The 26,507-nt window shown below is 37.2% G+C and carries 17 protein-coding genes; 11 read left to right on the top strand and 6 right to left on the bottom strand.

Going from position 1 to position 26,507, the window contains the following annotated elements; translation table 11 throughout:
- Window positions 1–3: 3 nt before the first annotated feature.
- The 6 genes from IEV57_RS05230 to IEV57_RS05205 all read left to right on the top strand — a co-directional run bounded on the left by IEV57_RS05230 (window position 4) and on the right by IEV57_RS05205 (window position 11,575).
- Window positions 4–2,268: an NADP-dependent malic enzyme gene (locus tag IEV57_RS05230; RefSeq protein WP_188440365.1), complete on the top strand. Its 2,265-nt coding sequence runs from the start codon at window positions 4–6 to the stop codon at window positions 2,266–2,268.
- Between the two features lie 3 nt (window positions 2,269–2,271).
- Window positions 2,272–2,871, top strand: coding sequence for a Holliday junction branch migration protein RuvA (gene ruvA / locus IEV57_RS05225; RefSeq protein ID WP_188440363.1), 600 nt, complete (start codon window positions 2,272–2,274; stop codon window positions 2,869–2,871).
- Between the two features lie 91 nt (window positions 2,872–2,962).
- Entirely contained in the window at window positions 2,963–10,021 is a 7,059-nt protein-coding gene (gene sov, locus IEV57_RS05220) for a T9SS outer membrane translocon Sov/SprA (RefSeq protein WP_188440361.1), read from the top strand.
- A gap of 51 nt (window positions 10,022–10,072) precedes the next feature.
- Window positions 10,073–10,450 carry a glycine cleavage system protein GcvH gene (gene gcvH / locus IEV57_RS05215; RefSeq protein WP_188440359.1) on the top strand — a complete coding sequence of 126 codons (378 nt, stop codon included), beginning with the start codon at window positions 10,073–10,075 and terminating at the stop codon, window positions 10,448–10,450.
- A complete protein-coding gene (locus IEV57_RS05210; protein WP_229744239.1) occupies window positions 10,443–10,829 on the top strand; it encodes a VanZ family protein in 387 nt (128 codons plus the stop codon). The genes gcvH and IEV57_RS05210 overlap by 8 nt, the downstream gene beginning before the upstream one ends.
- A gap of 71 nt (window positions 10,830–10,900) precedes the next feature.
- A complete protein-coding gene (locus IEV57_RS05205; protein ID WP_188440357.1) occupies window positions 10,901–11,575 on the top strand; it encodes an energy transducer TonB in 675 nt (224 codons plus the stop codon).
- 90 nt (window positions 11,576–11,665) lie between these two features.
- Here IEV57_RS05205 and IEV57_RS05200 read toward each other — a convergent pair whose 3' ends face one another.
- From IEV57_RS05200 to IEV57_RS05190, 3 genes are read right to left on the bottom strand one after another with little or no spacing between them, the layout of a single operon-like run.
- The gene (locus IEV57_RS05200; protein ID WP_188440356.1) at window positions 11,666–12,544 is read right to left on the bottom strand and encodes a YicC/YloC family endoribonuclease; all 879 of its coding nucleotides are present in this window, start codon (window positions 12,542–12,544) and stop codon (window positions 11,666–11,668) included.
- A gap of 15 nt (window positions 12,545–12,559) precedes the next feature.
- Window positions 12,560–15,967, bottom strand: coding sequence for a biopolymer transporter Tol (locus tag IEV57_RS05195; RefSeq protein ID WP_188440354.1), 3,408 nt, complete (start codon window positions 15,965–15,967; stop codon window positions 12,560–12,562).
- Between the two features lie 21 nt (window positions 15,968–15,988).
- Window positions 15,989–17,041: an NAD(P)/FAD-dependent oxidoreductase gene (locus IEV57_RS05190; protein WP_188440352.1), complete on the bottom strand. Its 1,053-nt coding sequence runs from the start codon at window positions 17,039–17,041 to the stop codon at window positions 15,989–15,991.
- A gap of 58 nt (window positions 17,042–17,099) precedes the next feature.
- Here IEV57_RS05190 and IEV57_RS05185 point away from each other — a divergent pair, with 58 nt between their 5' ends.
- From IEV57_RS05185 to IEV57_RS05165, 5 genes are read left to right on the top strand one after another with little or no spacing between them, the layout of a single operon-like run.
- Entirely contained in the window at window positions 17,100–17,753 is a 654-nt protein-coding gene (locus IEV57_RS05185; protein ID WP_188440350.1) for an MBL fold metallo-hydrolase, read from the top strand.
- Entirely contained in the window at window positions 17,750–18,454 is a 705-nt protein-coding gene (gene pssA / locus IEV57_RS05180) for a CDP-diacylglycerol--serine O-phosphatidyltransferase (RefSeq protein WP_229744238.1), read from the top strand. The genes IEV57_RS05185 and pssA overlap by 4 nt, the downstream gene beginning before the upstream one ends.
- Window positions 18,438–21,704, top strand: a complete 3,267-nt coding sequence (gene porU, locus IEV57_RS05175) for a type IX secretion system sortase PorU (RefSeq protein WP_188440346.1) — start codon at window positions 18,438–18,440, stop codon at window positions 21,702–21,704. The genes pssA and porU overlap by 17 nt, the downstream gene beginning before the upstream one ends.
- Window positions 21,701–22,912, top strand: a complete 1,212-nt coding sequence (gene porV / locus IEV57_RS05170; protein ID WP_188440344.1) for a type IX secretion system outer membrane channel protein PorV — start codon at window positions 21,701–21,703, stop codon at window positions 22,910–22,912. Before porU ends, porV begins: the two co-directional genes overlap by 4 nt.
- A complete protein-coding gene (locus IEV57_RS05165) occupies window positions 22,912–24,183 on the top strand; it encodes a M16 family metallopeptidase (RefSeq protein WP_188440342.1) in 1,272 nt (423 codons plus the stop codon). The genes porV and IEV57_RS05165 overlap by 1 nt, the downstream gene beginning before the upstream one ends.
- Here IEV57_RS05165 and IEV57_RS05160 read toward each other — a convergent pair.
- From IEV57_RS05160 to IEV57_RS05150, 3 genes are read right to left on the bottom strand one after another with little or no spacing between them, the layout of a single operon-like run.
- Window positions 24,180–25,136 (bottom strand): glycosyltransferase, encoded by a 957-nt coding sequence (locus tag IEV57_RS05160; protein WP_188440340.1) that lies wholly within the window; start codon window positions 25,134–25,136, stop codon window positions 24,180–24,182. The two genes, IEV57_RS05165 and IEV57_RS05160, sit on opposite strands and share 4 nt — an antisense overlap.
- Window positions 25,137–25,138: 2 nt before the next feature.
- On the bottom strand, window positions 25,139–26,065 hold the full coding sequence (locus IEV57_RS05155; protein ID WP_188440338.1) for a hypothetical protein: 927 nt from the start codon (window positions 26,063–26,065) through the stop codon (window positions 25,139–25,141).
- Window positions 26,055–26,453 (bottom strand): sugar 3,4-ketoisomerase, encoded by a 399-nt coding sequence (locus IEV57_RS05150; RefSeq protein WP_188440336.1) that lies wholly within the window; start codon window positions 26,451–26,453, stop codon window positions 26,055–26,057. The genes IEV57_RS05155 and IEV57_RS05150 overlap by 11 nt, the downstream gene beginning before the upstream one ends.
- Window positions 26,454–26,507: the final 54 nt, after the last annotated feature.

The following is a 26,507-nucleotide window of genomic DNA, read 5'->3' as shown; positions in this document are numbered from 1 at the left end:
CCTATGCCGATTAAGATTAGAAAAGAAGACGCTTTAAATTACCACACACAGGGAAAACCGGGGAAAATTGAGGTCATTCCGACCAAACCACTTTCTAGTCAATTGGATCTGGCACTTGCTTACTCACCAGGAGTGGCGGAGCCATGTAAGGAAATCGAAGCTGATAAAGAAAACGTCTACAAATACACCGCAAAAGGAAACTTGGTGGCCGTAATCTCTAATGGAACAGCAGTCTTGGGTTTAGGTGACATTGGACCTGAGGCTTCAAAGCCTGTCATGGAGGGTAAAGGTGTGCTTTTCAAAAAATTTGCAGGTATCGATGTGTTCGATATTGAAATTGATGAAAAAGATCCGAAAAAACTGATTCAAATTATAAAATCTCTCGAGCCTACTTTTGGAGGAATCAACCTCGAGGACATCAAAGCACCAGAGTGTTTTGAAATAGAGACGACATTAAAGAAAGAAATGAAGATTCCTGTCATGCATGATGATCAGCATGGTACAGCAATCATTTCTGGCGCAGCCTTATTGAATGCACTTGAAGTTGTAGGGAAAAATATTGAAGAGATCAAGCTAGTAGTCAATGGTGCTGGAGCATCTGCTGTCTCATGCACAAGATTCTACATGATACTTGGAGTCAAAAGAGAGAATATTGTCATGTGTGATAAAGAAGGTGCCATCCGGATGGATCGACCTGACTTGGATGATATCAAGAGTGAATTTGCTACACACAGAGATCTTCGTACTTTGACAGATGCCCTTTCTGGCGCAGATGTATTTTTAGGATTGTCTGCTGGAAATATTGTATCAGGAGAACAAATCAAGGTAATGGCGCCAAATCCAATTGTATTTGCACTCGCAAATCCTGACCCTGAGATTCCTTACGAAATGGCGAAAGCAGCTAGAGAGGATGTAATCATGGCAACAGGAAGATCTGATTATCCTAATCAAGTCAATAATGTACTTGGATTCCCATACATTTTCAGAGGAGCATTAGACGTAAGAGCTACTGCAATCAACGAGGCGATGAAATTAGCTGCGGCAAAAGCAATTGCCAAGTTAGCAAAAGAACCAGTTCCTGAAATCGTCAATAAGGCATATGGAGATAATAAATTAGCTTTTGGGCCAACTTATTTGATCCCAAAACCTTTCGATCCAAGATTGATCACAACCATTGCTCCGGCAGTTGCTAAAGCAGCAATGGAGTCAGGTGTTGCTAAGATCATGATCACCGATTGGGATGCTTACGAGCTTGAGCTTCAGGAAAGAATTGGCATAGATCAAAGATTGATGTCAAGAGTGATCTCTAGAGCTAAAAAAGATCCTAAGCGTGTCGTGTTTGCAGAAGCGGATAATGTGAAAATATTAAAAGCTGCACAAATGATCCGCGATGAAAAAATCGCTATCCCTATCCTTTTGGGTAATGAAGAAAAGATCATGGCATTGATTGAGGAAAATAAACTTGATCTCAATGGAGCCACTATAATCGATACTTATAAAAGCTTAGATAAGTTACAAGAATACGGTGCTGTCCTTTATCAAAAAAGACAAAGAAAAGGTATCACTCCGAAAGAGGCTGTTCGACTAATGAGAGACAGAAACTATTTTGGAGCTATGATGGTAGAGCTTGGAGAGGCTGATGCTTTGATTTCGGGATTGACCAAAGATTATCCAAAAACCATCTTACCATCCTTGCATGTCATTGGCGTAAAACCAGGAATAGACAGGGTGGCAGGCATGTACATCATGAACACAGACAAAGGGCCTTATTTCTTCGCTGATACAACAGTAAATCTAAATCCTTCTGCGGAAGAGTTGGTAGAAATCATAGGCTTAACTGCTAACGGAGTAAAATTCTTTGATATTGAACCTAGGGTAGCAGTACTTTCCTACTCTAACTTTGGGTCTGCTAAAGGAGAAACAGCAACCAAAACTGCGAAAGCAGCAATGTTAGCGAAGAAAAAATACCCAGAGTTGATTATCGAAGGAGAAATGCAAGCGAATGTTGCCTTGAATGAAGAAATTCAAAAAGAAAACTATCCATTCAGCTCTTTAATAGGAAAAAAAGCAAATACGTTAATCTTCCCAGACTTAAGTTCAGGAAATATTGCCTATAAATTGCTTTCTGAAATAGGAAATGCAGAAGCAATAGGACCAGTTCTCTTGGGAATGAATAAACCTGTTCATATATTACAGCTTGGTAGCTCAATCAGAGAAATTGTCAATATGGTGGCAATTGCTGTCGTTGATGCACAAACAGAAAGCTAAAATATGATCTCATATCTAAAAGGCAAATTGGTCTTCAAAGACCCAACATTTGTGATTATTGATATATCAGGAATAGGATATCACGTAAAGATTTCTTTGCAGACCTATTCTAAAATCAAAGATGAGGAGCAAGTTATGCTCCTCACTTTTTTGCACATCAAAGAAGACGCGCATACCCTATATGGTTTCAAAGAAGAAGCTGAAAAGAAACTTTTCCTGAATTTAATATCCATTAGCGGAGTAGGACCAAATACAGGGTTAATGATTCTTTCCTCTCTAAGTTCTGAAGAATTGGAAACAGCCATAATCCAAGAAGACTTCAAAACTATCCAAAATGTCAAGGGAGTGGGTGTTAAAACGGCGCAAAGAATTGTTCTAGAATTGAAGGATAAAGTTAAAAAAGACTCAATTTTGGATTTATCTACCAGTTCTACCGGATTTCTTCACCAAAACAATAAAGTAAAGGAAGAGGCGTTACAGGCATTGATTACACTTGGGTTTCCAAAAGCAACTGCGGAAAAAAATATCGCGGCTATCTTAAAAAAAACAGGTTCAGAAATTTCATTAGAAGATTTAATTAAAGCATCTTTAAAGTCAACATAATTCCTTAATTGATAATCAATTGAACTTTTGCTTTAGCCACTTTTTACACAACGCTCGTGTCCGTTTCTTTGCCCCAACAATACTCCTGTTTTTGTTGGGAATAATTGTACTGCCTAATGCAAACGCGCAGCAAGTCCAGCAAGACACTACTAAAACTAAAATAGATTCACTAAGTCAGAGAAGAATCCTTCCATCTTTTCTTCTTTGGCCAAGTTTAAGGACCAGTCCTCTTTACCCAAATCAATATCCATACAACCGTATTCAATCTCCTTTTTATCCTAGCCCTCCAAGGCAAGAACGTATCCACGTTGAATTAGATTCTACATTAAAATACAGAATACAGGAGCAATTGGATTCCACAGATGTTAACTCAGGCTTTGTCTATGATTTTGATGAATATTCAAAATTAGAAGAGTACCGAATGAGGCAGCAATACTGGAGAGATCGATCTCGGGGGTCGGATGGAGAAAGTGCTGTTAGTGGAAGAGGGCTTATTCCACCAATGACTACAAGTCCAAGCTTTGATAGGATTTTTGGTGGAAATGAAATCAATATTACTCCAACTGGATATGTTAATTTGGATCTCGGGGCAATATTCCGAAGAGTCGATAACCCTTCTATTCCAATCCGACAACAGCAAAATGGTGGTTTCAATTTCAACCAACAAATCCAAATGAGTGTCAATGGTTCCTTAGGACAAAAAATGAAACTTGGAGCCAATTTCGATTCCAATAATTCATTTGATTTCCAAAATCAGCTCAAAGTAGAGTATGCGGGCTTTGAAGAAGATATCATCAAATCTATTGAAATCGGGAATGTTAGCATGCCGGTACAAAATAGTTTGATCCAAGGAGCGCAAAATCTCTTTGGTGTAAAAACACAACTTCAATTCGGGAAACTTTTCGTTACTGGAGTAGCCTCGACGCAAAGAGGACGAAGAGATGAGCTTGTCATCGAGGGTGGTGGACAAGGCCGTGCTTTTGAAATTCAAGGCTCAGATTATGATGAAAACAGACATTTTTTCTTAGCGCATTTCTTTAGAGACAATTACGAAAGATGGCTCAGAGGACTTCCTCAAATTTTATCGGGTGTGAATATCACTCGGGTAGAAGTGTACATCATGAATCGCGCAAACAACACAGAAACTTTAAGAAATTTCGCCGCATTCATGGACTTAGGAGAAGGTCAAAGGTTATTCAAACCAGGTAATCCAAATATTGGAACTGGTACGCCTGGTGCTCCAGCGGCAAACGGATCAAACTTACTTTTCAGCAATCTTTCTAGCAACCCTGCCTTTAGACCATTTGATACAGGTTCTGGTGCAATAGAAGCCAACCTCAACCTTACAAGGGGGGCAGATTTTGAACAAATTAATGGTGCAAGAAAATTATCACCAACAGAATTTATCTTCAATAGAGAATTGGGGTATATCTCTTTGTCAAGAAAGCTGCAGAATGATGAAGTATTAGCTGTTTCTTATGAATATACCTTCAATGGGAATGTTTATAAGGTGGGAGAGCTTTCCGAAGATTATCAAAATAGACCAGAAGACGAGATTATCTTCATGAAAATGTTGAGACCAGCTCGAATCAATACAAGAATCCCCACTTGGGATTTGATGATGAAAAACGTCTATAACCTCAATGCAAACCAAATTCAAAAAGACGGATTTCAGCTTCAAGTAATTTATAGAGATGATCGGACAGGCCTAGACAATCCTAGCTTACTAGAAGGTGAAAACCTTAAAAATAGACCTTTGATTAGACTTACTGGACTGGACAATTTGAATCCTCAAAATGACCCTTCTCCAGATGGTAATTTTGATTTTATTCCAGGTATTACAATTTTCCCAGATCGGGGGATGATCGTTTTTCCTGTTCTGGAGCCCTTTGGAAAAACGCTTAAAAATCTCTTTTTACCCAATGAAGCTGCTTTGGTAGATAAGTTTGTTTATGACACACTTTACAGGACAACTCAAGCAGATGCAGAGCTAGTCACGAGACTAAACAAATATTTTATTCGTGGTAGATTGACAGCTGGATCCGCGTCAGAAATCATGTTGCCTGGTTTGAATATCTCACCAGGTTCAGTTATTGTCATGGCTGGAAATATCCCTTTGACCGAAGGTGTAGACTTCACAATTGACTATAATATTGGGCGCTTAAATATCATCAATGAAGGGATTCTTCAATCGGGAAAAAGGATTAATATCAGTTTTGAAAAAGCTGATTTAGTGTCTTTCCAGACAAGAAGTTTGTTAGGAACGAGGCTCGATTATATCTTCAGTGACAAGTTTAATTTAGGTGCTACTTATTTATACCTCAATGAAAGGCCGAACATCACCAGAATTGCAGCCGGTAGTGAAACTTTGAGAAATAGCATGTGGGGACTAGATGCAAACTTCAGTGATGAATCTAGATTTCTTACAAAACTTGCTGATGCATTACCCTTCACAAATACAAAGGAAACTTCCTTGGTGCAGTTTAGTGGTGAATTTGCCCAACTTATCCCCGGTACTTCAAACAGAGTAAATGGAGAACAAGCCGCATACATTGATGATTTCGAGTCAGCAATAACTCCTTTTAATCTTGGAGGTGCAGCAGCACAAAATTGGCACCTTGCTTCTACTCCAAAAACCGAAGACGATGCTTTCGATCAAAGCAATATGACCGAAGATCGCTTAGGTAATGCTTACCGAAGAGCAAAAGTCGCTTGGTATAATATAGATAATATTTTCTATAGAGAATCAGGGCCTGGAGTACCTTCAAACATCACACGAGAAGACCGTCAAAACCACTACGTAAGAAGAGTTATTCCGCAAGAAATCTTCCCTAGAAGAGATCGTGATGTGATTATTGTCCCTGAACCTCTATTCGAAATGGCCTATTTCCCGAGTGAAAGAGGGATGTATAACTACAATCCAAACCTTACTAATGAAGGATTGCTACCCAATCCAAGAAACAACTATGGAGGTGTAACTCGAGCAATTACGACAGAGGTGGATTTTGACCGAACAAATATCGAATACATTGAATTTTGGCTTCTCGATCCATTTATCCAAGGAGAAAATGGGCGAGTGTTAGACGGAATCTTTAATGAAAATAATACAACAGGTGGTAAATTAAGAATTAACCTTGGAGATGTTTCTGAAGATTTACTCAAAGACGGAAGGCATGGTTTTGAAAATGGGCTTCCATCAGATGGTGATCCATCAGCAACTGCAACCACAGAATGGGGAAGAATTACAAGAGAGCAATTCTTAATTCCGGCATTTGATAATTCTGCAGAAGCTAGAGTCAATCAAGATGTAGGCTTAGATGGACTAAAAAGTGAAGAGGAAGCAGATTACTTTCGAGATAGATTTATTAACAGACTTAATGTAAACCCAACTGCTCTAAACAGAATATTACAAGATCCTTCTGAAGATAATTTTCAATACTATCTTAATGAGAATTTTGATCAAAATAACGTAAAAATTCTTGAACGATATAAAAAGTTCAACGGTATGGAGGGCAATACGCCTATCACTGCAAATCAAAACCTACCCTACACTCCATCTGGCTCAAATTTGCCTAATAATGAAGATTTGAATAATGACAACACCATCAATGAATTGGAGAGTTATTATGAATATGAATTGGACTTAAGACCTGGACAATTAGAGGTTGGTCGCAATTATATTGTTGATAAAGTCACTAGCACCCAAAGTGGAGATGAGGTAGATTGGTATCTTTTTAGAATTCCTGTAAGAACACCAGATCGAGTTGAAGGTGATATTTCAGGCTTCAAATCCATTAGGTTTATGAGAACCTACTTGACAGATTTTGAGCAGCCAGTGGTTATGAGAATGGCTAACTTCAGGTTAGTTGGCTCTCAATGGAGGGTTTTTCAAGAGTCTTTGTTTGAAAGAGGATTCTTTGAAATTCCAGAGCCTGACAATTCAAACCTTACGGTGGGTGTAGTCAACATCGAAGAAAATAGTCAAGGAAGTCCAACTCAGAGTCCTTATGTCCTTCCTCCAGGAATCACAAGAGATAGAGATAATTTATCGACAGTGGAGCGACAACTAAACGAACAGTCACTTCGCCTTTGTGTTGATGACCTTCAAGCAAGAGATGCCAGAGCCGTTTTCAAAAACACCAGGCAAGATTTAGTGCAATTTGGAAGATTAAAAATGTTCTTCCATGCGGATAGTGAAGATGCACAAGATGGCGAGTTGACAGCATTCCTAAGGTTGGGAACAGACTATACAGATAATTACTATGAAATTGAAGTGCCACTATTGATTACGCCTAAAGGTACAAGAGACCCAAGGCAAATTTGGCCCTTAGAAAACGAAATTGATATCTCTATCGCTGAAATAGTTGGGGTAAAAGTAGCTAGAGACAATCAACAAGTCCCTTTGAATCTTGCATTCACTCAAGATGTCAGACAGTACAAAGTCACTGTAGTCGGAAGACCTGAACTCAGCATGGTTCAAGGAATGATGCTTGGTGTAAGAAACCCTGGGGAAACAGGTTCAGCATCAAAATCAGTCTGTGTATGGGCCAACGAGCTCCGCGCAACAGGCTTTAATGAATCAGCAGGTTGGGCTGCCAATGCGATCTTAAATATGAAAATTGCTGATTTAGCTACGATTTCAACTTCAATCAGACACAACACCATAGGTTTTGGAGGACTAGAGACACGTCTTACCCAAAGAGCTAGACAATCTACCACTCAATATGACATCTCAGCAAACGTAGCTGTAGAGAAAATACTTCCGGAGGCATTAAATGTGAGTATTCCAATGTATGTAAGTTTGGAAAATTCGAGTACACGGCCTGAATTCGACCCGCTCAATCCCGATGTACCTTTCGAAATTGCTCTTGGTAAATTCAACACGGATGCAGAACGAGATCTTTATAGATCACAAGTTTTAGATCAAATCAAAAGAAGAAATATTGGCTTCACCAATGTCCGGAAAAACAAAAATCCAAATAAAGAGACATCTAGAGTATACGATATAAGTAATTTCTCTCTCTCTTACGCTTACGGATCAGTTCAGCAAAGTAATATCAACACTGAATCCTACAATTTCGAAACTTATGTAGGGAATATTGCATACAACTATTCGCCAAAACCAGTGGTTTTTGAACCCTTCAAATCTTCAGAATTTTTAAGCGGATCCTATGGGAAATTATTAAAAGATTTCAATATCAACTTTGTACCTACTTCTGTATCAGCAAGGATTGATATGGATAGGAGATTTATGCGTACACAATATAGAAATGATCAGCTTACCACGGATGGAGTTGATCCTTTCTACCAAAAGAGCTTCTTCATAAATAGATTTTACAATGTAAATTGGGATTTGACAAAAAACCTACGTGTTGATTTTACGAGTAGAATCTTAGCTGTTGTCGATGAACCTGAAGGTGAAATCGATACAGATGCGAAATTAGATTCGATCAGAAATAACATCAGAAACTTAGGTAGAACGACCAATTACAATCACCGTGTGGATGTGAATTACAAAATTCCTTTTAGCAAAATTCCAATGTTAGATTGGGTCAGTACGGATATAAGATATGCTGCCGATTATACTTGGATGACAGGAGCTATAGGTCAGCGAGATACCTTAGGGAATGTAATTCAAAACACTAGAGACAGGACTTTTACTGGTAAATTTGATTTTGTAAAACTTTACAACAAAAGTGCAAAATACAAAGCCCTGACAGCCCCAAAAAGACCATCAATTCCTGGAAGACCTTCTGTGAATGCAGAAGACACTATTGGAACCCCATTTACCAATAAACTCTTGAAATTTGCAACAATGATCAAGGATATCAATTTCAGATACTCGATTATTGAAGGAACATATTTACCTGGATATATGGAAAATACAGGACTTTTGGGTCTTGATAGAAGCTTTTTAAATCCTGGCTTCGGGTTTATTCTTGGTAGTCAAAATCCAGATGTCAGATTTAATCTAGCGAATAATGGGTTGATGGCACCAAGTGCAGAGCTTACTCAGCAGTTTAGTCAGAACCAAACCAAAAATCTACAAGTCTCGGGTATTGCTGAGCCGTTTAGAGATTTCCGAATCACTTTTGAAGCTAGGAAACGAGAGACTGGGCAGTATAGTGAAATATTTAGAAACTCTGCCGACATTCCTGGTCAGTATAGCCCAATTAGCCCCAATAGAATGGGTGGTTATAGCATTACATATTCAATGATCAGAACTACTTTTGCCAGGGATGATCAAAACAACAACTCTCCCCTATTTAATAATTTTGAGAGCTATAGGGGAATTATACAATCTAGGCTAAATGCAGCTAATCCTGGAGGAGAATATTCACAAAATGGTCAAGATGTGCTAGGTTTAGCATTTTTAGCAGCTTATGGAGGTAAAGATCCAGCCACTATGGATTTGAATCCATTCCCTAGATTCCCCCTACCGAATTGGAGACTAGACTTCAAAGGACTTACACAAATCCCTGCATTAAAAGAATATTTCTCAAGTATCAATATTACCCATGGGTACTCGTCTACCTACGAAGTAAGCAATTTCTCAAATTCACTTCTATATCAAGATGGGCTAGAACTATTTAATACTATCCAAGATATTCCTGGGGCAAGTCTAACGAATGAGTTTGGCCAATACATCCCAATCTTCATCTTGAATCAAGTTATTCTTACAGAGAGATTCTCTCCTTTAGTTGGTGTGAATTTCTTGACCAAAGACAGGCTAAATATCTCTATGGAGTACAATACAGAAAGGAACCTAGGATTGAATTTTTCGAATGCACAGGTAACCGAGCAAAGAAGCAGAGATTTTGGGTTTGACCTCGGCTACACAAAATCAGGAGTAAAAATCCCTTTTAAAATTCAAGGAAGACAAGAGGTTTTGAATAATGATTTGCAAATAAGAGTAAATACCCGAGTAGTAGATACAAGACAAGTTCAACGAAAAATTGAAGAGGGAAGCACTGTGACCAATGGAAATTTAAATATTCAGATTCGACCTACTGTCGGCTACGTCATCAATCAAAATCTAAATATCACCATCTATTTTGACAGAACGATCAATGACCCAAGAGTGACGACTGCTTTTAGACGAAGCTCAACAGCCTTTGGAGGACAATTAAGATTTAATTTAGCGCAATAGATTTTATCATTTGAGTATTCCTTGTATTTTTGACTATCAAAAAAAAATTATATGAATTTCCCTAAAGAACTCAAGTACACGAATGACCACGAGTGGGTTAAAATCGATGGAGACATCGCAACAATTGGAATTACTGAATTTGCCCAAAGAGAGCTTGGAGACATTGTTTATGTTGAAGTCGAGACAGTTGGTGAAACGATCGCATTTGGTGATGTTTTTGGGACTGTGGAAGCTGTAAAAACAGTATCAGACTTATTTATGCCATTAGAAGGTGAAATCATAGAGTTTAACGAAGAGCTTGAATCAGCCCCTGAAGTTGTCAATGAAGACCCATACGGTGCAGGTTGGATGATCAAAATAAAATTCTCAGGCAATCTTCCTGCTGAATTACTTTCAGCAGATGCTTACGCTGAATTAGTAGGTGCTTGATAAAATTTTAAAATTCAGATTAATTCCTGCCTTAATATGGCTTCTGCTTTTGCTAATAGCCATGTTAAGTCCAGGAGATAATTTTCCTTCAACACCACCTTTCCCATTTAAGGACAAAATAATACACTTTGGTCTGTTTTTTGTCCTAATATTATTATGGCTAAGAGTAGCAAATGTGTCTCAAAATAAAATAAAAGAAAAAATAATTACTATTTATTTAGTTTTTGGGATATTTATTGCTACATTAGTTGAGTATTTGCAGCGACACGTTCCTAATCGTTCATTTGACTATTATGACATTGCCGCAAATACACTTGGAGGAGCCGTTGGAATAATTTGTTTTTATATTTTATACAAGAGGAAATCTAAACTTGTATAAGTAAAAATAAATAGCTAGAATTGTTATCTCCAAACTGGAATAAATTATAACCTTTATAAAATTAAACAACCATGGAAGCTAAAAAAACGCCAGAAGCTGACTTGACAAAGAGATCAGGCATGTTCCTGAATTTGGGTCTGCTTGTAAGTGTTGGTCTAGTTCTATTTGCTTTCGAATACAAGTCATTTGATGACAGAAATTTGAAGGACTTAGGACAGGTGTCCGATGATTTCGAAGAACTATTGGATATTCCCATCACTGAACAACCACCACCACCACCACCACCAGTGGAGCAACCAATTATTCAGGAAATACCTGATGAAATTGAAATTGAAGAAAAAATTGAAGTTAACTTTGATGTAGATGTAAAAGAAGAAACGGTCATCAAAGAGATCGTAATTTCAGATGCACCAGTTGAGGAAAAAGCGGAAACGATTTTTGACGTTGTTGAAAATGCTCCAAATCCTCCAGGAGGAATGGAAGGTTGGAATAAATATTTAAGTAACAATCTTAAATATCCAACTCAAGCAAGAAGAATGGGGATTGAAGGTACTGTATATGTAGTCTTTGTAGTAAATACAGATGGAAGTATACAAGATGTTGACGTTCTAAGAGGAATTGGCGGAGGTTGTGATGAAGAAGCCCTTCGTGTAGTAAAAGCTGCTCCTAAATGGGAACCTGGAAAGCAAAGAGGTAGACCTGTAAGAGTAAGAATGAGACTACCAATTCGATTTAAATTAGGTTAATATAGAACTACAATTCTATAATTAAATATAAAAAAGCCTGCTAACGAAAATTAGCAGGCTTTTTTTGTTTCAAATTGTAAATGTTAAAAATTAGATAATATTCAGAGCCTGTTCTTTTATTTTCTCTAGCTCATCTTTCATGATGATTACATGCTTTTGGATACTAGCATCATTTGCTTTAGAACCAATTGTGTTAATCTCTCTTCCAATTTCTTGACTGATGAAGCCAAGTTTTTTTCCTTGATTGGTACCTTCTCTTAGATTCTTTTCAAAATAATCTAAATGCGTTTTTAACCTTACAATTTCTTCTGTGATATCAACCTTTTCAAAGTAGTAAATTAACTCTTGCTCAAAGCGATTTTTATCGAAATCATTCTCTTCTAACCAATCTTTGAAATTGTTTCTGATGCGTTGTCTGATTCTATCTTTTCGAATCGGATCTTCTTTGGTAATACTTGTAAGACCAGATCTTAAGATAGTCAGGTTTTCATTGAATTTCTCTTCAAGCACGTTCCCTTCATCGGATCTGAAAGCATCACAATTGACCAATGCTTCTTGTACGTACTTCTTTACTACTTCCCATTCATCAGAAGCAGATGATTTCTCTGTTGCTTGAGTCATGACACTTGGAGATTGAAGTGCTACCTTAAATAAATCCTTAGTGTCAGCTCCAACCAATTCGGCCATTTCCAAATATTTATGATAATAGCTAGAAAAGAGAGTCACATTAAAACCAACAGGAAGTTCTTCTCCAGACTTCCCTGAAAAATCTATAGAAATGTTTACTTTACCTCTTTCAAGTACAGCATTTACCATGTTTCGGATTTCTGACTCTTTATCTGAAAATTGTTTTGGACTTCTAATGGAAAGGTCGAGAAATTTAGAATTGAGCGTTTTTACTTCTACACTTATTATAAAAGCATCATCTTCAAAACTGGCTAAACCATAGCCTGTCATTGATTTAATCATAGGAATTGATATTGATTAGAAATTGTACCCTAAGGTAACATAAAATTTAAGATCATCTGCCTCATAATTCCTTATAGGACGAGCCAAATCGAACTTTACATAATAATTCAATAGAACTGTTCTAACCCCCGCACCATAACTTTGTAGCCATGGGTTATTGAAATTATTAAGCGTAATCAAGAAAGGAGAACCTTCAGTATCTATCACCTCAGTGTTCTGATCGTTCACACGTTCCCATGGCGGAGATTCATTCCAAGATGTCCCTATATCATAGAAAGCTACCAATTGGAAGTTCTTGATGAAATTGGAGGTGATATTTCCTCTTGACAAATAAGAGAAAAGTGGTATTCTTAATTCAGAAGAAAAGGTAATTACATTCCTTCCTCGAATCTCGTCATAGTTATATCCTCTTAGGTCTACAAATTCGGCGAAAAGTATGTTTGAATTTTCAACTCCTCCTGCATTTCTCACTGGTGATGCTTCTGGCCTATTGGTTGGAGGTCTATAAAACTGATTGAACAGCCAGTTGTCCATTCCTCCAACAAGATAAGATTGAGGGTTTTTACCAAAGAACGTCCCTGCAAATAACCTCGTGGCAAAAGTGATATTCTTATGAATTTTCTGATAATTTCTTAAATCCAAATATGCGTTAGTAAAGGATCTTTCACCATTATTCATTCCTTGGTAATGAACAGCACCTAATTTACCTTTCAATCCTTCTTGCATATAAAGTCCAAGCTGCTGGGTCTTGTCCACAACAAACTCAACTTTTGCACCTGCATAGTTGACGTCAAATCTATTCTGATCTGGAACAACACCTCTTAGGATTGAGTCAGGATTAAGATTGAAATATTGACTTTTGGCAAAGAATGGAGCCGCCATTACTCGGCTATGCACATTGAAAGGATATGAAAAACCTAACTCAGCTTTTGTTAAAACATATTTTTGGAAAGTTAAATCTCCTTCAGACACTTGAATTGATCTCCTATCAAACCTACCTCTTAGATCCACTCTTTGCTTGAGGTATTGATAGTCAAAGAATATATCACTACCTGATCTAAAATCAAGAGTCGTCATAACTCCCCCTTCAAACAAATGATTTTCTAGCAAATCGGACATTTTACCATTCAGACTAACACCAAATCCTCGAAGCGGATCTACAACAAATGTTGTCTTTAAGCTGCTTGTAATAAATTGAGGCGTCATCCTTTGTGGTCCTGTCACGAGTCTTTTCATACTTTGACTCCTGAACTTATCCAAAATATTATTTCTCGATTGTATCTGTGATAGCGCATTGCTTTGTTGGGTAACAATTGGAATGGTATCAAAAGTATAATTTTCAGTATCTAAACCTCCCCTTCTTTGGAATCTAAGTCTATCTGTATTGATACTTCCTGTTAAATTTCCAACAGGAGGAATTGTATCGCTAGAATTTTGCTGAGGAATAGCTGCATTAGACCTTACTGGGCTATTACTTGTTTGGGATTGATTGCCTCCAATAAGAAGATTTTCAATATTGACATTTAGAGTGGTGTCTCTTTTAACCTCCTCCACTTTTGGAACAGCTGTAGATCTTGCTTCCCGAGGTTCGACTCTCGTTTCTTGTTGCTCTAATCTTCGATTAGTAATCCGTTCATTTAGCACCTTAGCCTGCTGCAGCTGAATCCTCGGAATACTTGGTGTAAACTGATCTGTATTAGAATAAGGTTCGACTACAAGATAACTTTGATTACCATCTCGGTAAGAATAGGCAATTCTATTTAGCCTTGAAGAATAATCAAATGCCTCAATGCTCTTGCTAAACGAGGATACCTGACTAGAAATGGCTCCATTAACACTCATGCGCATCAAGTTCATGATCCCACTTTGATCACTCAGATGAAGTATGAAATTAGAATTAAGAACTGTGGGTTTGATATTAATAAAGCTACTATTAGTCAATTTAGAAATGATCTCCGAAGAATCCGTAATATCGATTTTATATAAATTAAAATAATCAGGAAGCTTTCTTACATCAGGATATCTTGTTAATACAGAGTCCGGTAATTCTGTGAAATTCGAAGAATAAATAATAGTAGAATCATTCAAGAATATCGGGTCGACATTATCAAAAACATTATTGGTCAATCTTTTTCCAACACCTCTAACATTCAATGAAAAAACATCGGTCTTACCATTCGATATGGCTGATACCACCATATTTCTACCAGTAGAATTATAGTCTAGACTCAAAATCTGTGTAATATTCCTTAAGAAAATTTTATCCTGATTAGAGCCATCAATTGCTCTTAAAATCAAGGAAGTCGTCCCCCGTTTATAAGTTGCAATAGCCAAATTTAACGTGTCTCTCCAAGCAATTATAGGACTTGTAAGATTAGCAGGTTGATCCGCAGAACGTATTCCTCCTGATAGAATCGTCCGCTCTCTTTTCGTCGCCAATTCTTGAACCTGAACTTTATATTTCCCTCCATTATTAATGACGTAGGCTAAGTGCTTACCATCAGGGCTAAATTTAATATCATTGATTATGCCTAGTTCCCTCGATTTGGTACTATTGATTATATTGCTCTCGTTGAAATCTTTAAAAGTCGCTAATACAGACTTATTATTTTCGACATAAAATTGCTGCCATTGTTCTGTGAAAATCTTGTAATTCAATCCAATAGTATTCGCAATGCTATTTTCTTCATTTCTATTGATCCTACTCAGGTTCAAAACACTTGAAATATATCTCCTCCCGTATTTTTCGGCGATAAAATTCCAGATTGATTGCCCTACAAGTGCAGCTTCTTTTTCTTGAAGTCTGTGAACTTTTTGTTTTTTATCATCTTCAAAATAGTGTCTGATAAAATCATCCATTTCCCTACTCCATCCATGTGCTAAATACATCGCTGCTCCCTCAATATACCATTCGGGGAAACTATTGATTAAATTTGCCTGAAATGCATCCGCAATTGTGGCTCCGTAAAGCATTTCTTCAATAATGACTTTTGAAGTGCTGTAAATTAAATCCTTTTTAAATGCTTCCCACGTCCCAGGATAAGCCACCTCTCCAAGAAGTCGGCTAAAAAAAGTCTGACCATCTACAGTATATTCATCCTTATTGAGGTCTAAGTTGCTTTGTAGTCTCTCTTCTGGTGAATTGTAAATAAAAATTTTAGGCTTGGTGTAGGCAACATAACCAATTAGCTGAGTCAATCTATCAAACTCATTTTCTAAATAATCAATTGCCATTCTAGCGTTATTCAGTCCACCGTCATAATAATAGACTTCAAAATTATTTGAACTGAAATAATACCATTCTATATCTTTATGCTGAACTCTATTTTTACCAAATCGCTCCTGATCAAACTGAGCAGTAGCAATAAGTACAGGCATAAACAACCCAAAAAGCAATGTGAAATAGAAAATTTTATTTTTCATTAGTCAAAGGCAACTTAGAATTTAAATATACTTAAAAAAACGACTTATGTTAACATCATTATGAGGTTGATTGTTATTTATCAATAAATCAACCATCATTTTACTATAATATGGTACCAATGAAACTCCTTTAGCACCAAAACCATTAAAAACATAAACGCTTTCATGGTCAGGATGTTTTCCCAACATTGGTCTTCTATCTTTTGTAGCAGGTCTAATTCCTGTTTTATGATTTACGAGTTTTTTCGCTTTAATTTTAACTAAATGATCTAGCCTTTCGAAAAGCTCGTTTTTTGCTCTTTCGGTAGGGCCTTGATCCAAGTCATGCCAAGAATATGTCGAGCCCACACGAACCAATCCATTGGGTAAAGAAATTCTAAAAACTCCTCGATTGATAATTTCTTTTGGATGAAAATCCTGCTCTAAGTCTAAGATTTCACCCTTAACTGGAGCAAAAGGTAAAAATTTGAAGAATTCACTTTTCATTGTTCCTAAACCATTACAATAAATAACACCCCTTGCAGTGAGTTCTTTGTAATGAATTCGATCCTCCTGTATAATCAATTGATTTTCATCAAAATAATCTTCAAGCAAAGAGTTTTTTTCAATGAGAAATTTTGAATAGCAGTCTAACAGCGTGTTAATATCCAAATAACCAGAGTTGGCTAAAACCACCCCACCAAAATCGTTCTCTACTTTCTTATGAAGAGGCGTGATTTGTATTTGCTTGAGATATATTTTGAATTTTTCATCTTCACTATTCCCCATCCATTCATTTTGCTCTTCAATATTTAAAAACGGTCTGTAAATTGGCATTTTATGCAAAAAAGAAGCCCCAAGCTCTTTTTCTAATTCTTCATAAAGAGGCTCTATTTCAGGAAATAGCAAATCAGCATTCCATGTTTTGACCATTTTTCGGCCTGTGACTGGATTGTACAATCCTGCGGCAACTCTACTGCTGTTGTTTGCTTTTGGCTCGTCAATAACCATTACCGAATGACCATCTTTGATCAATCTATATGACAGTACTGTGCCCGCCAAGCCTTGTCCAATTAGTAAAAAATCTACATCCATGCCCAAAATTAAATTCTTTCTTTGTTATTTTGATCCTTTCAAGAAAATGTTTCTACTTATGCTACAAATAAAATCTTTTACTTTCAATCCTTTTATGGAAAACACTTTCCTCCTCTTTGATGAAACCAAAGAAGCGGTAATATTTGATCCAGGTTGTTACGAAAAAGCGGAGAAAGAAACGTTACAAAATTTTATATCCAAGGAAGGATTAAATATCAAATACCTAATCAATACGCATTGTCATATTGACCACGTCTTAGGTAATGCATTTGTAAAAAGACAGTTCAATGTCCCCCTTCTGATGCACAAAAATGAAGTGGTGGTCTTGAAATCAGTTTCTTCCTATGCCTCCAATTATGGCTTTCCCGCTTACGAAGAAACCGAAGCAGATAAATTTATCGATGAAAATGATCAGATTGAATTTGGTAATACCATCTTGAAAATCAAATTTGTACCTGGACATGCTCCGGGGCATCTGGTTTTTTACAATTTGGATGCAAATATTTGTATAGCTGGAGATACTTTATTTCAAGGAAGTATTGGGAGAACAGACCTTCCAAGTGGTGACCACCTGACTTTATTAAATGCGATCAAAAATGAAATGTTTACCTTGCCAGAAACGATGACGATCTATCCTGGCCATGGACCAGAAACAAACATTGGCTTCGAGCAAATCAACAATCCCTTTGTAGGAAAAAGAGCTAAATTTTGATGATCAAAAAACACATTCCCAACGCAATTACCAGTTTGAATCTCCTTGCAGGGATGATGGGGATTTATTTTGTCCTTTCAGGAAAAATCGGATATGGTGCTTACTTTATATTTTTGGCAGCCATTTTTGACTTCTTGGACGGATTTGTTGCTAGAATCCTGAAGGTTCACAGTGAAATCGGTAAGCAACTAGATTCATTAGCAGATTTGGTGACCTTTGGAGTACTGCCATCGTTCATTGTTTTTCAATGGGTCAAAGAACTTACGAATGACGAATTTCTCCCTTTTTTAGCTTTGATCATTGGAGTATTCTCAGCCCTCCGATTGGCAAAGTTCAACGTAGACACACGACAAACTGATCGCTTTATTGGCGTCCCTACTCCTGCCAATGCTCTACTGATCAGCACGCTCCCATTTTTTGTAAATAAATTCCCAGCCACTGAAAATATCATTGCAAACCCATACACACTGATCGGAATAGCAATATTTATGTCTATTCTCTTGGTAGCTGAATTACCACTAATTGCACTAAAATTCAAAAATTATAAATTTCAACCTAACCTCTTTAGGTACTTCACTTTAGCCATAGGTGTCATTTGTATAATAACTTTAGGTTTAGCAGGAATTCCCATTATAATTATTTCTTATATTGCACTTTCTGTTTTGGAGGGAGCGATCTATCGTAATGAAAGTAAAGTATAACATATTTTTAAAAGCAGTTCTATTAAGCTCTTTCATTGCTTTCATTTTCATATATGATTTGGCTGCCCAAGAGCAGTATTTCAAATTCCCCGTAACCGAATCAGGAGTTTACAAAATCACAACAAGTCAAGTCAGTAACATCGGGGCAAGCTCTCTGTCAGAAATTAGTGTTTTCGGAAATGCTGGTTTGCTTCCACAGAAATTAGATAGCATTGACCTTACTTTAAGAGAAATTCCAAGCAAAATAATTGGGGATGAATTGTTCTTTTATTTACAAGGTCCACATCAAATCAGTGCTTTAGAAAATGACTGGGAATATCAGCATCACTATTACGCTGACACCATTTTCTATCTCATTTCCAATCAAACTACATCCAAAAGGATCTCAAATACAGAACGAACTAATCTAAATACCCAAGGCAGCTTATTTCAGATTCAAGTAAAAAAAGAAGAAAACACCAACCTTCTTTCATCAGGAAGGAATTGGTACGGTAATCCATTTTTTAGTGGTCAGGCATACAACCATGCTTTTACAATTGTAGCAGGACACACTGGGCAAGGGATGATCAAAACCAAGGTAATGGCCCAATCCCTACAAACAAGCCAATTCAATCTCCTGATCAATGGACAAAATAGAACAAACTTCACCATCCCTTCGATTCCCAATGCTATTTATGGAATCAAAGGACGTGAGGAAACAGTTAGGATTTCTCTGAATCCTGGAAATAGCTCTACAATCAATTTTCAGCTTAATTACCAAACTTCTGATGTAAATGGTGGGGGCTACATGGATTATGTTTCGTTGGCCATCCCCTACTCCAATAACAATCTGCCAAATGGTGTATTTTATCATTTGTCCAATGATCCTATTCCAATTTCTCCAGTTTCTGGAAAGAATATTTTCCTGCTGAAAGATATCTACCAAACAAAGTTTGTCTCAGAACCTACATTGATTCAAGCAGGTGAAAAAGCTATAGTATTTAGTTCTAGTGAGTCTAAATCAATTTCCCAATTCAAGCAAGCTAATTTGGATTTGAGGTCAAATCCAATTAATCAGTCTTTGGTGATCATCACTAACAATCAACTGAAACAAGAAGCTGACAGACTTGCCAACCATAAAAATAGCTTTGGAATTAGTACAAAAGTGGTGGTTTTACAGGACATCTTTGATGCTTTTGGGTATGGAACATATGACATCACAGCAATTCGCAATTTCCTCTCTTATCATTACAACGCAAGTGGTCAGGTTAGAAACGTACTGTTTTTTGGAAAGGGAACATTTGATTACAAAACAAAAATCACCGGAGGAAGACCAAACCTAGTCCCTTCTTACAGTTCTAGAAACAGCCTCAATCCCTTAGCTACCTATTCATCAGATGACTATTTTGGTTTCTTGGAACTAGGTCAAGGTGAATGGGAAGAGAGCAGCAATGGCGACGAAATCCTCAAAATTGGAGTTGGAAGAATCCCAGCTATCTCTATCTTGGAAGCAAAAGAAATGGTGGACAAAATCATTGCTTACGAGCTTAAATCCAACAATCCAGGAGAATGGAAAAGAAAGATTGCCTTATTTACAGATGATGCTGATAACAATATCCACCTCAATGACGCTGAAAGTCATGCAGCCTTTTTATCGAAAAATCATCCGGAGTATCTTTTAGAGAAAGTCTACTTAGATAGATTCGAGCAAATTAGATCTGCTGGAAGACAAACCTCTCCGCAAGCCAAAGAAGCCCTAACCCAAACTATTGAAGATGGGGTTTTGATCTTCAATTATATCGGCCATGGAAATGAAACCACCTTAACCGCCGAGCGCGTATTTCAGACATCAGACTTGAGAGATTGGATAGAAAATCCTCTGCTCCCCTTATTTGTAACTGCAACCTGTGAATTTGGAAGACATGACAGTCCATTTCTCAGATCAGGTGCTGAGGAAATGCTTTTTGCAGAAAGAAAAGGAGCTATTGGGCTTTTGACTACTGGCAGACCCGTATTTAGCAGTATCAATTTCGCCTTGAACAAAGCTTTTATAGAAAATGTCTTCCAAAAAGAAAATGGTGAAACGCTGGATCTTGGGGAGATTTTCAAAAGGACTAAAAACAACAGTCTCAATGGAGCCCTCAATAGAAATTTCTCCTTGCTTGGCGATCCCTCTATGAAACTCGCAACACCCGAGTTAGAAACTAAAATTGATGAAATTAAAGACATCGATTTTGAAATAGAAACAGATACCTTGAGAGCAATGGCAAAAGCGGTTATTCGTGGCAGAATAATCGATCCGCTCACCAATTCAGTTATCACAAATGCCTCGGGGATGTATAATGCAACTCTGTTTGATAAAAAAATACAAGTTAAAACTTTGGGAGACGAGAGTTCGCCGATAAACTTTATTGAAGAAGGAAATGTGCTTTATCAGGGCACCGGAGACATTACAGATGGTGTTTTTAAATTAGAACTTTTTATTCCCCAAAACATCAATTATGAATTTGGAGAGGGAATTATCAGGATATTCGCTGAACTCGAAGATGGGCAAGAAGGCATGGGGGCTGAGAAAATAATTGTTGGCGGGACAAACCCAACTGAAATTCTTGACACAGTTGGTCCTGAAATAGAATTGCTATTCGGAAATGAATACGGAGAGGATCTAGAAGTTTTTCAAGGTAGCAATATCAAATTACTTGCTAAGTTGAGTGATCAAAGTGGTATCAATATTTCTCCAAACAATATTGGGCAAGACATCCTTTTACGAATCAATGATAATGATCCAATCCCACTCAATAACTTGTATATTTCTACAGGAAATACTTTCACGAACGGGGAAATCAGAGTTCCAATAGAAGGTTTGCAGGAAGGTATAAATGTCATCTCTCTAGAGGCATGGGACAATGTGGGTAACAGCTCAATCTCAACAAAAGAAATTCTCGTAGATGGAAGCCAATCGGTTAAAATTTTAAAAAGTACTACCTACCCAAATCCTAGCGATAAGGTAAGTAACTTTAGGATAGAACATAACAGAGCTGGGGAAAACTTAATTTTATATTTGCGTGTTTTCTCAACATCGGGTCATGAAATATATCAAGCAAGCAAACGTTATGTGAGAGCTAATAATATACTAGACGATTTCGCATGGATTTTTTTCCATTCGAAAACCAAATATCCCGTAAAAGGAACTTATATTTACGAATTACAGCTCGTGTCAGAATTAGACAATACTTCAGATAAAAAGAGCGGCAAAATAATGATTAAATGAAAATATCGGTAAGCCATTCATTCAAAGCACTTTTTCTTCCCTTGGTATGTCTTTTGACTTACGAAGCGACAGCTCAAAACTCGACCATCATCTCAGGTCAAGACCCCAATAGACGTGTAATTACAACTGCTGTTCCTTTTTTAAATTTTGCTCCAGACAGTAGACATTCTGCCATGGGAGATGTTGGTGTAGCTACTTCACCTGATGCAAATTCTGCACATTGGAATGCAGGGAAACTTGCTTTTATCAAAGATGACATGGGCTTCTCCCTCTCTTATTCCCCTTGGCTAGGAAGATTAGTAAATGATATGTCAGTCAGTTACCTGACAGGCTATAAAAAAATAGATGAAAACTCAGCCTTTGGATTTGATCTTCGCTATTTCAATATGGGTGACATCCAATTGACTGACCAAAGAGGAGAAGAATTAGGAGAATTCAACCCAAGAGATATCGCTATTGGTGGTACCTACTCTAGAAGGTTGTCCGAAAATTTAGGCTTAGGTATCTCAGCAAGATTTATACATTCAAATTTATCAGGAAACATTTCTTCCTCAGGTGGCTCAGAAAGTAGACCTGGTGTAACTGTTGGTACCGATGTGGGATTATTTTACACCAAAGATGTACTTGCAGGAAGCAAAGAAGGAGTTTGGTCTTGGGGAGTGTCTATTACAAACATTGGCCCTAAGCTAACCTACAACAGTGCTGAAGACTTAGATTATATCCCAACCAATTTTAGAATTGGTACGGCCTATCAAATCAAAATGGATGAATTCAACTCTATCACATTTGCACTTGATTTCAATAAGTTGATGGTTCCAACGCCTCCTATTTACAGAACAAACGAAGATGGAACACTTTTCAGAGATTCAAATGGCAACTTAGAAGTTTCTGAAGGAAAAGATCCAAATAGACCCCTTATCGCAGGTATGTTTGGTTCATTTGCAGATGCACCGGGAGGGTTCAGTGAAGAAATGCAGGAAATGATGATTTCTTTTGGTGTTGAATATCTCTACAATGAGAAACTAGCATTGAGAACAGGATATTTCCACGAAAACATCAACAAAGGCGGTAGACGCTATTTCACCATGGGTGTTGGCTTCAACTATAAATCACTCGGATTCGACTTTTCTTACTTAGTTCCTCAAGTTCAAAACCATCCTCTTGCAGAGACACTTAGACTTTCTCTCGCATACAACATTTCAAAATAATGACATTAGACAGAAGTAAATCTCCTGAATTTCAAATTCCAGAAGATATTTCCTTACAAAACCCAATCAAGCGGACTCTTCAAAATGGAGTCCACTTGTATTTTATACCTACACCTGATATTGATGCCATTCGCTTAGAAATCAATACTGATACACAGAGATCATTAGGATTAGTGGATAAAAAGCTCACTTCCTTTTTTACACTTAACATGATAATGGAAGGGACAAACAACCTTTCTGCGTCAGAGTTGGACGATTTTTTTGACCACTATGCCAGCGAAGTAGATGTGAGTTCTGGGTTTGAGAACAATAGCATAGCACTTCTGACCACAAAAAAACATTTCTCTGAAGTACTTCCTGTATTCAGATCTTTGTTGACAGAAGCTACATTTCCGGAAAAAGAGCTTGCTAAGAGGAAATCACAAAAAGCCTTGAGCATAAGTCTTCAGAGAGAACAAAATGCAGCAAGGGCAAGTCAGCTATTCAGGAAGCAGCTTTTTGGAGAAGACCATCCTTATGGATTGATCTCTGAAGAATACGATGTTGAAATAATTGAAAGATCTGACCTAGTAGACTATTATCAAAACTCTCTTTGGTTCAATCCAGAAATATTTCTTACAGGAAATGTAGACGAAGTTGAATTGAATTTGATTGCTGATGCTTTGGGTTCTTTGGAGGCGAATTTTACCGAAAGAGAATTCCCTGCTTTTCAAAATGTGCCAAAAACCAGAGAATACGAAGAAAAAGAAAAGTCCCTTCAGTCTACAATTAGAATTGGCTGTCATTTGATCCCAAAAAGTCATCCTGACTATCATGCGCTTTCTGTTTTTAACACCATACTAGGTGGATATTTTGGTTCACGATTGATCAAAAACATTCGTGAAGAGAAAGGCCACACGTATGGGATATACAGCAGCATTGGGAGTTTGAAGAGTGCTGACTACTGGGTAGTCATGGCAGATGTTCAAAAGCAATATCTAGAAGAAGTCATCACTGAAATCTATAAGGAAATAGACCTTCTCAAAACTGAATTAGTCGGGATTGATGAATTGGAAACTGTCAGAAACTATATGATTGGAAACTTCCTTTCTAATTTCAGTTCTCCTTTTGATCTGATTGGAAGATTTAAGAGTATTCATCAGGCAGGTTTAGACCATTCATTCTATGAAGAAAAACTAGACTTCATCAGAAAATTCACTGCCCAAGATATTTTAGAAGTCGGCCAAAAATATTTGGATAAAGCTGATATGGTTGAGGTGATTGTCGGCTAATGTTGTCTTTTCAAGAACGTATAAATTCCTGATAAATTAACCTTTGATTTTGCCCAGAGTTTGAACAGGTTGTACTTAAACCCAGTATTTCCTAGCTCCTTGGCAAGATTTAAGAATCCTTGTGCCACCTCAAAGTTTGCAGACCAAAGTGCATGTTTAGCTTCAAACATGGCCCTAGAAAGCAAGGCTTGATTTTCTTCCTTTGTAAGATTCAATTCAAAGATTTTCTGACAAACCCGAAGTGTCGATGGTAACATTTTCGAAACTTTGGGTTGGTATTGCTGATAGGAAAATGAATCGGAATGAAGTCGTTTTTTGACTCCTATATGGTTTGAAAAAACTGCGGGAAATTTCCTTGAGAGCCTCACCAAAACATCAAAGTCTTCATAGACCAGTGACTCATCATACCCACCGATTCCCTTTAACTTTTCTCCATCAAAAATCAAGGACACTGATAAAATGGGATTCCCCTTGACGATTTCAATGTAAATATCACCCTCTTTTACCCTTTGGGTTAAAATGCCACTTTGATCCCTTTGATAAAAAGCCTCTGCTTTTTGACCTGCTTTAAATAACTCAACATCCGAAAAACAAAATCCTGAATCAGGGTTTTCGGCTAATCTTGCAACACTTTTTGTCAAATGCCCGGGTAAAATCAAATCATCTCCAGAAAGATCCATGATATACTTTCCCTGACTGATAGCGAGCCCTTTATTGAACATTTGGCAATAAGGCAATGGCGTTTTTTGATGAATCACCTTTATAGGTAAAGTTCCGTTTTCAGCAACCCATTTTTTGATCAACTTAGCAGAATCATCCTCACTCCCATTTTCGAGAATAATCAATTCGTAATTTTGATAGTCTTGATTTTTCACACTTTCCAAAGCCTCTACCACATAATCTTCCTGATTGAAAACTGTGCAAATGATTGAAACAAGAGAAGAAGTGTTCATACCTACAATTCCTTAGACCAAGTAGATTTATTTGACCAAGTGTCAGCAAATTTATTCTTAAAGTAAATCAACTTATGATTGGGCTTTCCCTCCAAATCTGAGGAGCCTAAATCAAGGAAAGAAACTTTCTTTTCCATTGCCAATTTGAGCAAATAGACCATAAGTAATTCTCCTGTCAAACGAAGCTGATTTTTGGGATTGATGGCTGAATAAAAATAATACAAACTATCAGAAGTCAATTTAACCGCAATAGCATGCGCAACTGCTTCCCCTTCATGGAGGATCGTAATCACAAAATATCGCTCAGGAAAATTAGAAACCTGCTGAATCAATTTATTCTCCTCGATAGAAACGTCATGTCCTCTGGTATTTTTCCATTTGGCTATATCCTCCAAAAAATTGAAGCTTTGAATATTTCCAGTTGTAACATTATATTTTTGTTCTTTTGCTTTTTTATTATATTTAGAATAAAGCTGATTGAAAGTATTCTTAATAGACTTTTTCCCGGCTAAAATCTGATGATTCAAGACTTTCGTAAGCACAAATCCTTGGCTGAACAACAAATATCCAATCAAGTCTGATTTGTTCCCATATACAGAAGGTGCCTGAGTAACTTTAAAATTCTTAACACCGATACTTCTTAAATTCTCTGTCAAAAAATTAATGAAATCGGAAATGACGTCTGAATGTATAGCTTCATCAATCCAAAATCCACCAAAGGGACTTTTGGGTAGAGACTCCGCTTGTCCATGGGCATCAATAGAAATGAAAATTTCTGCCTTGGTAATTTCTTTTTTTATCAGTTTTCCATACAAATAATTCACAGCATCTCCAGGAACAAAACTCTGTAAGAAATAATCATGGGAGCTTTGTTCGAAGGTATCAAGGGCGAAACTAACCTGACCGTCCATGTCTTTTTTAAAGTGCATCAAATTCATTTTTATCTCTGATATAATCACTTTCCGAAAATTTTCTATTCGATAATCCAAGGAGAACAGCTCCTTTACCAAATATAACTTCCGACCAATACATCGCAGGTAAAATCAATGCTTGATTTGGGGAGTTGAGTGAGAATGACAATACCTCTCCACTTTTTTCTAAACTCACTTCCAAGGCCCCCTGAAGTGCAATTAACACTTGCATCTCTTCTTTATGCGCATGAACACCCCGTTTTCCTCCTTCAGGAACACCTGTTATCCAAAAGGAACGTGCTATTGAAAAGGGAAATTCTCCACTTTCCTCTAAAAAATGAAGATCTCCCGAGTCGCTAATGACTCCCTTTAAAAGGATAATTTCAGGTTTTGAAAATTGATTCATGTCAATTCAAAATTAAAACAATATTTAAGATTAGTGCCTGTCTAAAATTTCTAT

The organism is Belliella aquatica (assembly GCF_014637795.1).
Taxonomy (GTDB): domain Bacteria; phylum Bacteroidota; class Bacteroidia; order Cytophagales; family Cyclobacteriaceae; genus Belliella; species Belliella aquatica.
This window is presented reverse-complemented; position numbering and strand designations above follow the sequence as displayed.

Excerpts from the sequence above, each read along its gene's own strand:
- IEV57_RS05190 (WP_188440352.1), bottom strand. The coding sequence starts at position 17,041 with ATGGATGTAGATTTTTTACTAATTGGACAAGGCTTGGCGGGCACAGTA.
- IEV57_RS05165 (WP_188440342.1), top strand. The coding sequence starts at position 22,912 with ATGACATTAGACAGAAGTAAATCTCCTGAATTTCAAATTCCAGAAGAT.
- IEV57_RS05230 (WP_188440365.1), top strand. The coding sequence starts at position 4 with ATGCCGATTAAGATTAGAAAAGAAGACGCTTTAAATTACCACACACAG.
- ruvA (WP_188440363.1), top strand. The coding sequence starts at position 2,272 with ATGATCTCATATCTAAAAGGCAAATTGGTCTTCAAAGACCCAACATTT.
- IEV57_RS05205 (WP_188440357.1), top strand. The coding sequence starts at position 10,901 with ATGGAAGCTAAAAAAACGCCAGAAGCTGACTTGACAAAGAGATCAGGC.
- IEV57_RS05155 (WP_188440338.1), bottom strand. The coding sequence starts at position 26,065 with ATGCACTTTAAAAAAGACATGGACGGTCAGGTTAGTTTCGCCCTTGAT.
- porV (WP_188440344.1), top strand. The coding sequence starts at position 21,701 with ATGAAAATATCGGTAAGCCATTCATTCAAAGCACTTTTTCTTCCCTTG.
- IEV57_RS05185 (WP_188440350.1), top strand. The coding sequence starts at position 17,100 with ATGCTACAAATAAAATCTTTTACTTTCAATCCTTTTATGGAAAACACT.
- IEV57_RS05195 (WP_188440354.1), bottom strand. The coding sequence starts at position 15,967 with ATGAAAAATAAAATTTTCTATTTCACATTGCTTTTTGGGTTGTTTATG.
- IEV57_RS05160 (WP_188440340.1), bottom strand. The coding sequence starts at position 25,136 with ATGAACACTTCTTCTCTTGTTTCAATCATTTGCACAGTTTTCAATCAG.
- porU (WP_188440346.1), top strand. The coding sequence starts at position 18,438 with ATGAAAGTAAAGTATAACATATTTTTAAAAGCAGTTCTATTAAGCTCT.
- IEV57_RS05150 (WP_188440336.1), bottom strand. The coding sequence starts at position 26,453 with ATGAATCAATTTTCAAAACCTGAAATTATCCTTTTAAAGGGAGTCATT.
- IEV57_RS05200 (WP_188440356.1), bottom strand. The coding sequence starts at position 12,544 with ATGATTAAATCAATGACAGGCTATGGTTTAGCCAGTTTTGAAGATGAT.
- gcvH (WP_188440359.1), top strand. The coding sequence starts at position 10,073 with ATGAATTTCCCTAAAGAACTCAAGTACACGAATGACCACGAGTGGGTT.